Annotated in this window: 13 protein-coding genes and 1 pseudogene; 7 read left to right on the top strand and 7 right to left on the bottom strand. The window is 64.2% G+C overall.

Translation table 11 applies throughout. The features are described from left to right. Positions 1-377 precede the first annotated feature (377 nt). The gene (locus ACLMAL_RS23985) at positions 378-554 is read right to left on the bottom strand and encodes a hypothetical protein (RefSeq protein WP_412001137.1); all 177 of its coding nucleotides are present in this window, start codon (positions 552-554) and stop codon (positions 378-380) included. 770 nt (positions 555-1324) lie between these two features. Here ACLMAL_RS23985 and ACLMAL_RS23980 point away from each other — a divergent pair. After that, on the top strand, positions 1325-2671 hold the full coding sequence (locus tag ACLMAL_RS23980) for a family 1 glycosylhydrolase (protein WP_412001136.1): 1347 nt from the start codon (positions 1325-1327) through the stop codon (positions 2669-2671). Between the two features lie 1417 nt (positions 2672-4088). On the opposite strand, the gene ACLMAL_RS23975 is transcribed toward ACLMAL_RS23980, so the two are convergent. Continuing rightward, complete coding sequence (locus ACLMAL_RS23975; RefSeq protein WP_412001135.1) at positions 4089-4220, bottom strand: hypothetical protein; 132 nt, start codon at positions 4218-4220, stop codon at positions 4089-4091. A gap of 251 nt (positions 4221-4471) precedes the next feature. Between ACLMAL_RS23975 and ACLMAL_RS23970 the strand changes: the two genes are divergently transcribed. After that, positions 4472-5329, top strand: coding sequence for an NAD(P)-dependent oxidoreductase (locus tag ACLMAL_RS23970; protein WP_412001134.1), 858 nt, complete (start codon positions 4472-4474; stop codon positions 5327-5329). A 22-nt stretch (positions 5330-5351) separates the two neighbouring features. Here ACLMAL_RS23970 and ACLMAL_RS23965 read toward each other — a convergent pair whose 3' ends face one another. Together ACLMAL_RS23965 and ACLMAL_RS23960 are read right to left on the bottom strand one after the other, a co-directional pair. Next, positions 5352-6971, bottom strand: coding sequence for a GAF domain-containing protein (locus ACLMAL_RS23965; protein WP_412001133.1), 1620 nt, complete (start codon positions 6969-6971; stop codon positions 5352-5354). 161 nt (positions 6972-7132) lie between these two features. Continuing rightward, the gene (locus ACLMAL_RS23960; RefSeq protein ID WP_412001132.1) at positions 7133-8107 is read right to left on the bottom strand and encodes an aldo/keto reductase; all 975 of its coding nucleotides are present in this window, start codon (positions 8105-8107) and stop codon (positions 7133-7135) included. A 159-nt stretch (positions 8108-8266) separates the two neighbouring features. Between ACLMAL_RS23960 and ACLMAL_RS23955 the strand changes: the two genes are divergently transcribed. Then, positions 8267-8653, top strand: coding sequence for a two-component system response regulator (locus ACLMAL_RS23955; RefSeq protein WP_412001131.1), 387 nt, complete (start codon positions 8267-8269; stop codon positions 8651-8653). On the opposite strand, the gene ACLMAL_RS23950 is transcribed toward ACLMAL_RS23955, so the two are convergent. After that, positions 8631-9326, bottom strand: a complete 696-nt coding sequence (locus tag ACLMAL_RS23950) for a response regulator (RefSeq protein WP_412001130.1) — start codon at positions 9324-9326, stop codon at positions 8631-8633. The genes ACLMAL_RS23955 and ACLMAL_RS23950 overlap by 23 nt on opposite strands. Before the next feature lie 243 nt (positions 9327-9569). Here ACLMAL_RS23950 and ACLMAL_RS23945 point away from each other — a divergent pair, with 243 nt between their 5' ends. The 4 genes and pseudogenes from ACLMAL_RS23945 (at position 9570) to ACLMAL_RS23930 (ending at position 11678) form a co-directional block, all read left to right on the top strand. Further along, positions 9570-10286: an MIP/aquaporin family protein gene (locus ACLMAL_RS23945; RefSeq protein ID WP_412001129.1), complete on the top strand. Its 717-nt coding sequence runs from the start codon at positions 9570-9572 to the stop codon at positions 10284-10286. Between the two features lie 56 nt (positions 10287-10342). Then, positions 10343-10528 (top strand): annotated as a pseudogene (locus tag ACLMAL_RS23940) (catalase-related domain-containing protein); the annotation flags it as partial. After that, positions 10525-11163, top strand: coding sequence for an HD domain-containing protein (locus tag ACLMAL_RS23935; protein ID WP_412001127.1), 639 nt, complete (start codon positions 10525-10527; stop codon positions 11161-11163). The pseudogene ACLMAL_RS23940 and the gene ACLMAL_RS23935, both read left to right, overlap by 4 nt. A gap of 32 nt (positions 11164-11195) precedes the next feature. Continuing rightward, entirely contained in the window at positions 11196-11678 is a 483-nt protein-coding gene (locus ACLMAL_RS23930; protein WP_412001126.1) for a Dps family protein, read from the top strand. 465 nt (positions 11679-12143) lie between these two features. Here the strand turns inward: ACLMAL_RS23930 and ACLMAL_RS23925 are convergent, their stop codons facing one another. Both ACLMAL_RS23925 and ACLMAL_RS23920 read right to left on the bottom strand, forming a co-directional pair. Further along, positions 12144-12347: an NADPH-dependent FMN reductase gene (locus ACLMAL_RS23925; RefSeq protein WP_412001251.1), complete on the bottom strand. Its 204-nt coding sequence runs from the start codon at positions 12345-12347 to the stop codon at positions 12144-12146. Between the two features lie 82 nt (positions 12348-12429). Further along, the gene (locus tag ACLMAL_RS23920) at positions 12430-12894 is read right to left on the bottom strand and encodes a hypothetical protein (RefSeq protein WP_412001125.1); all 465 of its coding nucleotides are present in this window, start codon (positions 12892-12894) and stop codon (positions 12430-12432) included. Positions 12895-13054: the final 160 nt, after the last annotated feature.

Below are 13054 nucleotides of genomic sequence, written 5' to 3'. Positions count from 1 at the left end.
GGTCGGTGCGAAACACACCGGTCAGGGATTCCGGTCTGCGGCGCAGAAGATTGCTACAGCAGGGTGTAGGTGGTGAGGATCGCCAGGAGCAGGGTGAGGCTGCCGCTGAACACAGTTCCCGCGATAGCGTGAATGCTGGTTGCGTCCGCTGCCGGACGGCAACCAGCGCGAAAGAAGCCCCCGCCCGGGCGTGGCGCCAGGAGCGGGGCCCTCGCAAACGATCGTCCTCGTGTGGCCGCCACTTCCGAACCTCAGGTGACTGCTTCGGCAAGCGATAGCGCCCGAAAGCCGCAGTTCGATTCGGCGGTCAGATAGGGGCGCCGACGAGTCTTCTCCCTACCATCCGTCGTCCGTTCGTCGAGAAGGTCTCTGCGACATCAAATCTCGCGAGGCGTCACGATTACCTCCATCGCACCGCAGAGGTCGTACTCGAGGTCGGCCGGGCCGTGCTGGTAGACCTCAAAGACCACCGCCGAATCCGGCTCCAGGGGGTCAAGGAGTCGGCCCGATAGCTCGATCTCCTGGGTTTCGCCAGCATCCAGATCGACGACCAACGGTGAGTCGTTCTCTGTAGCCGCACCTTCTTGACCTGCAAGGTTCCATCTCACGGGGAACTCCCCGTGACATCGGAGACCGAGAGCCTCAGTGAGCGGCTCCAGGGCCTCGGGGCGAGGCCAGCGGGCAGTGATGTGGAATCGACCAGGTTTTGCGCTGCCGTTTCCGATCTGAATGCGGGTGGCGAACGCCCCGTTGATGTCCGGCGTTACAGCGTCCAGATTAAGTTGCGCCCAGCGCCGATCGGTGCCAGGAGCGATGCCAGTTTTTTCCGGGATGGGATCGCTCTTGGCTGTGGCGACTGCCAGGAGACAGACATGGGGCGGTGCCCCCACGGGGATTACGCCTGTGATTGTGGCTTTCGCGGATTTACCTTTCGAAGGAATTGAGAGTTTGCTCTGACCGAACGGCTGTGGGTTGGCGAATACGATTGGTTTAGCCCACCACACTGCGCGGAGATGCGGTTCACGATTTCGGGATCGGTCGGGTCGAAGGCTGCTTCGCTGTAGGGCTGGCCGACGTTGGTGGGAAGAACGCGGTAGTCGCTGAGTTTACGAGTCAGCACGCTCAATGGTTCTGCCGGAATAGGCAGCACACAGCACCTTTCGCGTGCTTGGTGCAGCCTCGCAAGGTCCTGGCGTTTCGGTGGTGCGGCATTGGCGACGGACACCGTGATCCGTCGCGCGGCGATGGGAGAACTCGATGCGAAATCGCCGGGTTGACGGTGCCTGCCGATAGTCCAGCTATCGCGCGGCTAGATTCACGGTTTATGCGCACTTGGACTCGGCAGGTGACGAGTGCGGTCGCGGCCTCGATGGCTGTACTGCTGGTGCCCAGTGTGGGCACCGCGGCTCCGCCATGGCCTGTAGCGGGCGCTCCTGCGTTCGGGCCCGAATTTCTGTGGGGTGTGGCCGCCTCCGGCTTCCAATCGGAAGGCCATGCGCCCGACAGCAATTGGATGCGCTACATCGCGGACAGAGGTCTGGAACCCTACGAGAACTCGATCGACTTCTACGACAGGTACGCCTCCGACATTGATCTGGCGAAGTCGCTCGGTGTGAAGGTGTTCCGGATCGGCATAGAGTGGGCGCGTTTGCAGCCGACGGGCCCCAATCAGTGGGATGCCGACGGTTTCGCTTTCTACGACAAGGTGGTCGCCAAGATCGTCGCAGCGAGGATGCGGCCGATGATCACCCTCGATCACTGGGTGTACCCCGGCTGGGCCTTCGAGAAAGGCGGATGGGACTCCGACAGCATGGTCAGTCATTGGCTGGCCAATATGAAGAAGGTGGTCGACCGCTACGACGGCCGAGATCCCTTATGGGTCACCATCAACGAGCCTGTCGCCTACATCATGCACGAGGTGGTCAAGAACGAGACCAACCAGCAGGTGATGGAAGATCGGGTCGTCGAGGCGCACAACGCGATCTACGACTACATCCACGACAAGCGTCCTACCGCGAAGGTGACCAGCAATGTCGCGTATGTCGCGGGTGAGGACGAGCAGGTCAACGGCCAGGTCGTCGCGAAGATCCGTGACCGGCTCGATTACATCGGCCTCGACTACTACTTCGCTCGCAGTGCGACGCCGTCGAGTGTGTCCACTCCGGCTCGCGCCATCGCCGATTCCCCACTGAGCGGCATCTCGCAGCTCACTGTGCGGGCCGAAGGCATCTACTACGCGCTGAAACGGTACTCGGGACTATTTCCCGGTAAGCCGCTCTACGTCGTGGAGAACGGCATGCCCATCGAGGACGGTGGCACACGTCTGGACGGCTACACCCGCAGTGATCATCTGCGGGACACCGTCTACTGGTTGCAGCGCGCTAAGGCCGACGGCGTGAGTCTCATGGGCTACAACTACTGGAGCATCACCGATAACTACGAATGGGGCAGCTACAGTCCTCGATTCGGTCTCTACCAGGTCGATGTGGTCGGCAAACCCGACGCCCTCGAACGTAAGGCCACCGACGCCGTCCCCACCTACACCACGATCATTGCCGAGGGCGGTGTGCCCGACGGCTATCAGCCGACCCGCGAGGCCGCACCCTGCGAGGCAGTCGACTCCTACGCAGGCTGCGCCGGACTGCCGTCGACTCCGCCGCCGTCCTCGTAGTGGGTCTTGCTCACAGCGGATCGATGGACAGGCCGTGGCGGAAAACGATTGGGCCGCTGATCTGGACAGCACGGTGCCCGCTGGACGCCGGAGGACATAGCCGGGGCCACTCGCACAGAAGCTCTTCGCCCTGCTAGCAGCCCAAGCCATCCACGGCGACTCCGCCCACACGCTGATCGCCGCCGGTCCGCAATCCGTATTTGCTGCCGTTCGATGTGCACAAGGAGTGAATGTCAGCGTCCAAGGCCGTGGACGGTTTCGACGTACGCGCCGAGACGGCCGAGTCCGAAGGGTAGCTCGGTAGGATGTGCCCGAGCAGGTCGGCTGCCCAGGTCAGGAACCGGTTTCGTCTCTTCGCCATCTTGCCGAGAGCTTGCCAAGACAGGCACGTGCGGGCGGGACGGTGCGGTCGACCAGGACGGGGTATGGCCCCTGACCTGGACGAGATGGACGGGAGCCCACCCGCTGGAATGTTCTTGCGACACTGGCAGTGTGGGGGTTAGGTGTTCGAGTCCCCTTCGCTAACAATTTTAGTTTGATATAGCCGCAGTTCAGAGGGTATTTCTCTGGCCTGTCGTCAACTGGATTTTTGACCGGGATGTTGACGTGGACGTCTGTTGACGTGCCCTGATGTTGACGGCCGTGCCAGCGCTGTCCTTGGGGAGCGCTCCCCTTCCGGTTTGCGTGCGTGGATTCCCATGTGTGGCAGTGATTTCGGGTGAGCGCTACCGGTGGTCGGATCGAGAGGTAAGGAGGGACACGGGTCGTGGGCGCCTCGGTGTTTGCCGTCCATGCTGACTTGGGATGAACTAGCGGGATGCCTGGTGTCCGGGGCCGCGCTCCCCGCTCGGCGATGACACGGTAGCGATTTGCTGAAGAGTTTCTAGTACGGAAGGTGCTTGGCGTGTCGCACTCTGACACGCCGTCGGCGCTGTCGCGAACGTGGACCGCAGTGCGGCTAGTGCGAAGCAAGATCGAAATGTCTCACAACGGGGTTGGAGTGGCTGGACCACGGCGGATTCTGTCATTCGATCCGTCCCACCAAAATCTCACATTTTTGATGGGATTTGTCCAGATCTGATGGGACATGACGGGCGGGTGCTGGCGTATAGATATCGGCTGTGACCAGGTGTGATGAGGTCTGCTGAGACATGTCGATGAGATTGGAACCTGTGTCAAGTGGTCGCAGGTTCAAATCCTGTCATCCCGGCCAGTCAGAGGCGGTTTTCCGCTCTCTGTTCGACATTCTCAAACCCTCCAGCGTGCCTAGATGTAGGCAAGCGAGCCTTTCGCCTGAAGGGCGCACAGCGCCTTGCCGTCCGAGGAAGTCTTCGGGGCTCTGCCACTGCGGATGTTCTGTGATACTCATCCGGTACGTCTGCGACGTCCCGATCATGCGGTAAAACTCTTCGGCTGGCTACTCGGGTTCGCCGAATTCGCTGGCGCGGGCCGCTATTCGATGTGCGGCGGAGGTGGAGCCCGGTACGAGGCCGAACACGGATGCAGCCGCGGCTACCGTGACCGCGGTGCGGATGGTTGTTCTGGTCATCGCTCTCACCTGCTATTTCTGTGTTGGCGACATGTCGTCGCGGAGAAGTCACTCTGAGTCGATCGCTGCGCTTGCCTGGCGCGCTGCCATCGCTGCCAGTACAGCTCTGCGGGATGCAGGTAGCGGGAATCGCCACTGTCTGGTTAGCGGCAATGACGCACTCGATCGATATGCGCGAGGGTTGCAGTCACAGCGGACGACGCTGACGGCGATGTCATGTCGCAACGGATACGAGCGCCGAGGAGGCCGGGATGGATATCGCGGTATTGGGCATGGGACGGATGGGGCAGGCACTGGCAGGGTGTCTGCTCGAGGGCGGACACCGGGTGCGGGTGTGGAACCGAACGACGGGTAAGGCTGGGCGGCTCGTGTCCGCGGGTGCTGAAGAGGCGCGAAGCGTCGCCGAGGCTGTGCACGGCGCCGGCGTGGTGGTCACGATGTTGGCCGACGACGCGGCGGTCAGGGCGGTGGCGTTGGGGGAGCTGCGGGCCTCGTTGGATGCGTCGACCAGCTATGTCGACTGTTCGACGGTGTCTCCTGCGCTCAGCGGTGAGCTGGCCGAGGTCTTTCCCCGATTCGTCGCCATGCCGGTTATCGGTGGTCCCGCTGCGGTGAGTGCGCGGCAGGCGGTGTGGCTTGTCGGCGGTGACGCGGACCGGGTGGACCGTCTTGGTCCGATGATCTATTCGCTGTCGGATACGGTCCGGCGCTACGACACGGCGCCGCTTGCCCTCACCGCCAAGCTGACGACCAATCTCTTGTTGCTTTCGGGAGTTGTCGCGCTGGCCGAGGCGTTCGCTGTGGGCCGGTCGGGAGGCCTCGAGGACGATCAATTGCGGGATCTACTCGGGGCGAGTCCCGTCGTGGCGCCCGGATTGCACAACCGGTTCGACAGTGTGCTGACCGGTACACCTGATGGGTGGTGGACCACGGCCCTCGGTGCGAAGGATGCCGGCTTGGCGCTCGAAATTGCGTGCGCCGCCGGTGTGGAGTTGCCGCAGGCCGAGGTGGTGCGGCACCTCTACGAGGCAGCGGCGTCCCGTCATGCGGATGCCGACATCTCCGTCGTCACCGACCTCTACCGCCGCCAGGCGCCAACAACGTCGTAGCGATACCGAGTAATTCGAGCCGTCAGGTGGTCGTCTGTGATTCGGTGACGATCGGGATCCGCATGAACAGGGTTGTCCCGCATCCGGGATGGCTCGTGATGTGCAGATGACCGCCGAGGGCCTCGACGCGGTCGATCAGGCCGATGAGGCCGGACCCTTCGGCCAGGTCGGCGCCACCGACTCCGTCGTCGCGAACCGAGAGTCGAAGGTGCGTGCCCTCGGTCCCGGCGTCGATGTCGATCCCGGATGCCTGCGCGTATTTCGCCGCGTTCGTGAGTGCTTCTGCCGCAACATAATATGCGGCTACTTCGGCGGACTCAGGCACTCGCTCGGTCAGGTTCAGGTCGAGCTCGACCGGGACGGTTGAGCGGCGCGCCAGCGCCTTGAGTGCGGGTCCGAGCCCACCTTTGGACAGGATCGCCGGGTGAATTCCGCGGGAGATCTCGCGTAGATCTGCCGAGACGTCGACCAGGCCCGCCACCACCCCCGATAGCTGGGTCTGCAATGCGCTCAGTTCGGAGGGCACCGACGCCTCCGCGGTACGGAGTGCGAGTCCGACCGAGACCAGGCGTTGTTGTGCTCCGTCATGCAGGTCGCGTTCGAGGCGCCGCCGAGCCTCATCGGCGGCGGCGATGATCCGGGTACGGGACGCGGTCAGTTGTGCGTGCGCTTCGGCATTCGCGATCGCGGTCGCGACCAGGTCCGCGAATTCGGCCAAGCGCGCCTCGGTGTCTGATGGAAGCGGTTCGCGGCGCGATGTGCCCGCGACGATCACCCCCCACAGTTGGCCATCGACGACGATCGGCGCGCCGACTCCCGCGCGCAGCCCCAGCTCTCGGATGCGCGCTGCGGCGGAGCCGACGGCATGGTCGTGGCTGTCCATCCGGGCTGGGCTGCCGCTGTGCAAGACCATCGCCGCGATGTTGTCGCCTTCCAGTGTGAGGCGCTCACCGACCGGCATCTTCTGTAGTCCGGGCTCGTCACGGGCCGCGACGATCGTTCCCGAGCCGTCGGGCTCATAGCGGAACAGCGTCGCGTTCAATACGCCGAGGCAGCGGGCCGATTCCTCGGCCACAGCCGAGAACACCTCCGACGAGGCCGCCCCGCGCGCGACGAGCGTGGCCACCCGGCGCAGTGCGGCTTGCTGCTCGGCGACCAGATCGGCTTGCACGCGCCGTCGATCCGCTTCGGCGGCATGGGCTCGGGCCAAGCCCGCGAGTGTGTTCGCCAGCAACGCGACGACCAGGAAGACCACAATGGCTGCCAAGTCGTCGGCCCCGGCGCCGAAGGGCGCAGGCCAGTTGCGGAAGTAGGCAAAGGCGATGGCGTTGGCAACCGATGTCACCACCGCCATCCCGAGTCCCCATATTGTCGAGACCGCCAGGACACCGAGCAGATAGACCACAGCGAACGACTCCCCGGGCGAGATCTGTTTGAGCCAATAGACCAGAACCGATTCCGCCGCGATGAAAGTGGTCGCGACCGCGAACCCGAGCCAGCAGGGCGGGGAGGTGGGGCGCAGGGACAACGACACCAAGCGCCCGCGCATCGAGGTCGGCGGGATATAGGTCGGGTGGCGTGCGGTATCCGCGCCTGGCGTGGCTGCCAGCCAGCCGCATGTTCGGGACCGGTTCCGCCTCATGACGCAGAGCTCACATCGACTGTCGACAACCGCGGACGACGTAACGATTCGATCGTAACCGGTCGGCGGATCGGGTTATCCGATCACGAGCCCCAGGTCCGCGGTAGCCGCGGCCATCGTCCCGGTGCCGAGTACGGCGACCCGGCGAGCTGTGGCGCTCATCAGACACTCTCCGGTGATGGTCCGGCGACCGGGGTGGCCCAGGCCATGATCTTGTTGATCTCGTCGAGGTCGGTATCGGACAGTGATACCTCCGCTGCCGCGAGGCTGTCCTGGACATGGCTCGCGTGCCGGGCGCCGACAATCGCGACGTGGATCGCAGGGTTGGCCAGGGTCCAGGCAATCGCCAACTGGCTGATGGTGATTCCGCGCTCGGTCGCGAAGTCCTCGAGCGCCTGCACTGTCTCGAGATTGCGTTCGTAGACCTCGCTGGTGAAGGCCGAGCTGCCGCTGCGCCAGTCGTCCTCGGCGAATATCGTGTAGGTGCTGAGCGTTCCGGTCAGCAGGCCGTGCGCCAACGGGCCGTACACCAGCACGCCGATGTGGTGCGCGCGGCAGTACGGCAACAATTCGTCCTCGATCTCGCGCCGGAACAGGTGATACGGCGGCTGGACGGTCTCCACCGGCAGGGTCGCGGAGAATTCCGCGATCTGCCGCACGTCGTAGTTGGAGACGCCCACGTGGCGGATCTTGCCCGCGGCGACCAGCTCGGCCAACGCACCCGCTGTCTCGGCGACGGGAACGGCCGGATCGGGCCAGTGCACCTGGTAGAGGTCGATGTAGTCGAGGCCGAGCGTGGTGAGGCTGGCGTCCACGCCACGGCGCAGCCAGTCGGGGCTCGCGTCGCGCACCATGCCGGACTCGGTCCGTCGCAGGCCGCCCTTGGTGGCGATCACCAATTCGTCTCGGGCGGTAGTGAGTTCGTGCCGCAGGGCATTGGCGAGCAGTCGCTCGGACGCGCCGAAACCGTATGCCTGCGCGGTGTCGAAGAAATTGACGCCGAGTTCGCGGGCGCGGCGGATCGCGGAGATCGCCGCATCTTCGTCGAAGTGGCCCCAGTCGCCGCCGAGTTGCCAGGTGCCGAAGGCGATTCGAGAGACGTGGAGTCCGCTGGTTCCCAAGGTTGTTGTTTTCATAGCAACCACCCTCGCGCGCAGTCGGACGCCTGTCGCCATTGCTGGCGGCCATCGCTGCTTCCGGCCAGCGGTAAACCCGGCTACTCGCCAGCTGCAAAACCCAGACGATTCCCGTTAGCAGCAATGCGGTCCCCGAGTGCACGCGGGCAAGCTGACGTGATGACGCGGGATTCGCCGCTACGCTGCCTCATCGTCGATGACAGCCCGAATTTCCTCGCTGCCGCTCGTGGTCTGCTCGAGCAGCAGGGAATCATCGTTGTGGGTGTGGCATCGACCGGCACCACAGCGCTGACCGAGGTCGCCGAGTCGCGGCCCGATGTCGCCTTGGTCGATGTCGATCTGGGTACCGAGAGCGGTTTCGACCTCGCCGAGCGCCTCGCCGTGCCGGTAATACTGATTTCCACCCACTCCGGGCAGGACTTCGCCGACCTGGTCGCCGAGAGCGCGGCGGTGGGTTTCCTGTCCAAGTCCGCGCTGTCGTCCGCAGCCGTCCACGATCTGCTCCGCGGCGGCGAGGATCAGCTCAGCGCGACTCCAGGAACCTGACCACCGCGAGCACCCGCCGATGATCGTCACCGGTCTCGGGCAGGTCGAGCTTGGTCAGAATGCTGCGAACGTGCTTTTCGATGGTGCCCTCGGTGACCCACAGACGCCGACCGATCCCGGCGTTGGAACGCCCCGCCGCCATCAATGCCAAGACCTCGCGTTCACGCACACTGAGCGCGGCGAGCGGATCATTGCGACGCTGTGCGGACACCAACTCGGTGACCAGCGCCGGGTCCACGACCGCCGCGCCCTTGGCAATGCGATGCAGTGTGTCGACGAAATCCTCCACGTCGATGACCCGACTCTTGAGCAGGTAGCCGATCCCGCGGCCGCTGGCCAGCAGTTCCATCGCGTGCTCGACATCGGCGTGCGCGGACAGAACGAGGATGCCGGTCTCCGGGAATTCCTCCCGGATCGCGCGGGCGGCGTCGAGGCCCTCGGTGGTGTTGGTCGGGGGCATCCGAATATCGATCACCACCAGCTCGGGTGTCTGGTCCCGAACCAGTTTCAGTAGTTGCACGGCGTCGCCCGCCTGGGCGACGACCTCGAATCCCGAGCGCTCGAGCAGGCTCGCCAAGCCTTCACGCAGCAGGACATCGTCCTCGACCAGAATCACCCGCAAGCGGGTCGCGGCAGCCCTCGCATCGTCGGATCCGACCGTTGTCGCCTCCATCCAGTCACCTCCTGGCTACTTCGATTCGAGCATATCCGCTACGCCGCCACGTTCCGGGCCGGTACGCGCAGTGCGTTCGCAGCGCCGTCGCGGGGCGAGTTGCAGCTAGCAGGTATACGAGGTCTGGGGCTGGCGGGCAGGGGCAACGGCCGCCAGCACTGACGACATCGGTGCGGTACGGGGCGATTCTGAAAGTGCCACAGCGTAATTCGAAAGCCACAGCGCAATTCGAGGAGTCGTGACATGGTCACATCCCAAGAAATCACCGCAACCCCCACCCGCCCCGATGCCGGTCCGGTCACCACTGCTGCTCACCGGGTCGATACGACGTATGCCGTTGAACTGATCGGTACCTTCTTCCTGGTTCTTACTGTCGGCACCGCCGCCGGCAGTGGCAGCCCGTTCGCGCCGCTGGCCATCGGCGCCACGCTGATGGTGATGGTCTACGCCGGAGGACATATCTCTGGTGGTCACTACAACCCCGCGGTAACCCTGGCGGTGCTGGTGCGACACCGGATCGGACCGCGAACCGCCATCGGGTACCGGGTCGCGCAAGTAGTTGCCGGGCTACTGGCCGCGGTAGTGGTCCGCGAGATCATCGATCCGGCGCGGGCGGCGACCACGTCGACACTGACGCTGAGCGGTCGCACCGTGGGGGCCGTCCTCGTCGTGGAGGCCCTGTTCACCTTCGCCCTCTGCTATGTGGTGCTCAATGTGGCCACCAGTAAGAGTCATCCGGACAACCTGGTCTACGGGCTGGCCATCGGATTCACCGTCGTGGCAGGAGCTTTCGCGGTAGGTGCGATTTCGGGCGGCGCATTCAATCCATCGGTGGCCGTGGGCGCCGCCGTGATGGGGATGTTCGCTTGGCCGACGCTGTGGGTGTATCCGGCCGCTCAACTTGTCGCGGGCGCGGCGGCTGGCGTCGTCTTCCTCGCTCTCGATCCCGACGACAAATGAACCATCCGCGTCCACAAGCGAAAGGCATGAAAATGACCGAAACTCAATCGATTCGGGGGCAAGCGGGCACCCTCGTCCGCGACGTCTTGGACGGCGCGGCACGCGCCCGGCTGGTCGGCAATATCGTCGGCCACCTCCGCGACGGCGTCACCGAGCCGGTCCTACAACGCGCCTTCGAGTACTGGTGCAAAGTAGACAAAGACCTCGGCGACCGCATCGAGCAGGAGGTCCGCGCGTCATGAACGATCAAATCGCAGGCATCGTCATCCCCGACAGTCGCGTGGTCGCCGAGGCTACCGAGCTGGTGCGTAGCGCGGCGCCACCGCTGCTGTTCCATCATTCGCGCCGCGTCTACCTGTTCGGAATGCTGCAAGCGCAGGTGCGCGGCCTGAAGCCCGACCCCGAATTGCTGTATGTCGGTGCGATGTTCCACGACCTCGGACTCACCGATATCTACCGCACCACCACGCAGCGGTTCGAGGTCGACGGCGCCGATGAAGCCCGCCGCTTCCTCACCATCCACGGCATCGATGACGAAGCGGCGCAACGGGTATGGACGGCCATCGCATTGCATACGACCCCAGGGATCCCCGAACATATGGGCCCCGAGATCGCCTGCGTCACTGCGGGTGTCGAGACCGACGTGCTCGGCATCGGATACGACGATCTCGATCCCGCCGATATCGAGGCCGTCACCGCGGTCCATCCGCGGCGGGACTTCACACGGCAGATCCTCACCGCCTTCACCAACGGCTTCGCCGACCGCCCGGACACCACCTTCGGGACCGTCAACGCAGACGTCCTCGAACACTTCCTGCCCGGCTTCACCCGGACGGATTTCGTCGAGGTCATCGAATCCAACTCTTGGCCCGAATAGCCAGCCACCCCAATAGAATCAGGAGAAGTATCATGACCACTCACATGGAATCGAATATCGGTTTGCGCGCCTCGTCGCAATTGGCGGCCAACCTGCAGCAGGTCCTCGTCGACCTCATCGCGCTGCACTTGAACGGTAAGCAGGCGCATTGGAACGTCGTCGGTCACAACTTCCGTGATCTGCATCTCCAACTCGACGAAATCGTCGACTCCGCAAGGGAATCGAGCGACACCATCGCCGAACGGATGCGCGCATTGGACGCTGTTCCCGACGGTCGGCCACAGACGGTCGCCTCGTCCACCGCCCTGCCGGTCCTTCCGGCCGGTGAACAAGACACCACTGTCGTCGTCGACCTGGTCACCACACAGATCCGCACCGCCGTGGCGACCGTGCGCGCAGTGCACGACGACACCGACGCCGAGGATCCATCCACGGCCGACCTGCTGCACGCCATCATCAATCAACTCGAAAAGCAGGCGTGGATGCTCAGCAGTGAAAACCGCACCCGGAGATAACCCCACAGGCATCGAGCGGGGTGCTGGGGCCGCGCCCCGTTCGATGCGCTATATCCGTTGCTGCGCTGTGCATTTGGCGGTCCAGTGGTCGACCACAGTTCGAGGCGCGGGTAGCTCCTCGCCGGCGGCGCGTGGCAGCGGCCTTGCGTCGACGGGAGATCGTCCCGTTCAACTCCTGCGTGTCGCCGCCAAACCAGCGCCGATGCCCGACCACCGGCCATTGATTCACCCGATCATGACGTGAAGGTGGCTCGCGCGAAAGCCATGCAGGTGTCGCGAGCTGCCTGTTGATCCATGAGTGGCAGGTGGTGTCTCAACGCGGGGCGGGAGGACGGTGAGCACGCGCGTCACATGGGCTCCGAACTCGTCCATGAAGTCACGCAGAAAGCGCGGTGTTGTCGTCGAGCACTTCGCCGTCTTCGGTGAAGAAATCCTGGTGGTATTGAATGTAGGCCTCGGGGGCGTTCATCTGCGGAGAGTTGAGGTAGCCCAGAACGGTACGCAGGCTCTGTTGGGCAATTGCAGTGCCCAGCTTGGGCCGGGCGAAGTCCCGATCACCGCGGACGGCTTGTAGGTGAACGAGTTATCACCCCATGGCCGGCTCGCCCAGTCGATGGCGTTCTTCAGCGCTCCTGGGATCGAACGGTTGTGCTCGGGGGTGACGAACAGGATCGCATCACGTGGACCTCGGTCGTGTTTTGCTGCGCTCGCCGGGGTGGTGCGCGATGACCGTGCGGTTTGCCGCCGTTTGTTATGTCAGCGTTGTGCTCGCGAGGGGTGGGGTTCGGTCAGCAGGGTGCCATTGCAGACCTGGCCCGGCGGCAAGGGGGTGGGGCTCGCCGGTGAGTCCGGCGAGGGCTTCGGCGATCTCTTCGATTCCTGCGCGGGTATAGACGGTGGTAGCGCCCAGGCCGTGTGTATGTGCGTGTCCGGCAAATGCTTTGGCGACGCTATAGCCGAAGTTGCGTTCTACCCAACGTAGCGTGGTGTAACGCAGCCAGTGTGTGGTGATCCCTTGTATGGCAACAACCTCCAGCTCGGTACCGATCCGGGCCCAGAGGGTGTCGTAGCGGCGTTTGCTGATCGGGGGTCCGTAGCTGTATCGCAGTAGTCGTTGATGTGCCGCAGCGCTGACGGGACGACCGTTTCGGGATTTCGGTCGCGTGGCACCTGGCAGGTTGATGCGTTCGTGGTAGTGGCGCAGCAACCCTGCCATCAGTGTTGGTGAGACTGGTTGCCACCGCTCCTTGGGACTGCTGCACGACCAGGTGACAGGTTCGATCACGCGGCCTGACTGGCCGGTGGGGTCATGATCGTCTCGTATTCGATTGGCGTCAAACGACCGAGAGCGGTCTGCCGTCGGCGGCGGTGGTAGG

The sequence above is a fragment of the Nocardia sp. CWNU-33 genome (assembly GCF_046764895.1).
Taxonomy (GTDB): domain Bacteria; phylum Actinomycetota; class Actinomycetes; order Mycobacteriales; family Mycobacteriaceae; genus Nocardia.
The sequence above is the reverse complement of the archived record's forward strand: the minus strand, read 5'-3'. Positions and strand labels throughout refer to the sequence as shown.